This window comes from Dietzia sp. B44 (genome assembly GCF_014145245.1).
In the GTDB taxonomy this organism is placed as follows: Bacteria; Actinomycetota; Actinomycetes; order Mycobacteriales; family Mycobacteriaceae; genus Dietzia; species Dietzia natronolimnaea.
Genome location: NZ_JAALEF010000496.1, coordinates 1,838 through 2,342, shown reverse-complemented (window position 1 = coordinate 2,342; position 505 = coordinate 1,838). Strand labels below are relative to the sequence as shown.

General features: G+C 64.0%; 1 protein-coding gene. It reads right to left on the bottom strand.

What is annotated here, in order from left to right:
- Positions 1-505 (bottom strand): IS3 family transposase (locus G6017_RS16985; protein ID WP_524536308.1); only part of this gene is annotated, 505 nt, incomplete at both ends.

Genomic DNA, 505 nt, shown 5'->3' with positions numbered 1-505 from the left:
GTCTCGACCAGCTCGGTGCGCATGTGATCGGCGATCGACCAGCCCACCACTTTCTTGGAATAGCAGTCGATCACGGTCGCCAGATAGACGAACCCCTGCCAGGTGTGGATGTACGTAATGTCACCGACAAACTTGACCCCGGCACGATCGGCGGTGAAGTCGCGTTCCACCAGGTCAGGCATGTCGGCCGCCGCGTCGGCATCGGCTTCGGTGGTCACCCGAAATGGTCTCGGTTGGCAGGCAACGAGGCCTTCAGAGCGCATGATCTGCCGCACCAACTCCGGGGAGCACTCAGTGCCCTCATCGGCCAGGTCAGCGTGGATCCGCCGATACCCGTACGTGCCGTCGGTGGCGGCGAAGAAGTGCCTCACCCTGGCCGTCAGCGCCTGTCTGCGGGCCGCGGTCGCCGAGGTCGGGCGCGAGAGCCAGTTGTAGAACCCAGAGGTCGAGACGGCCAACCAGGCGCACATCTTGTAGAGCGGATTGGTCTCGGACGGGTCGTTCT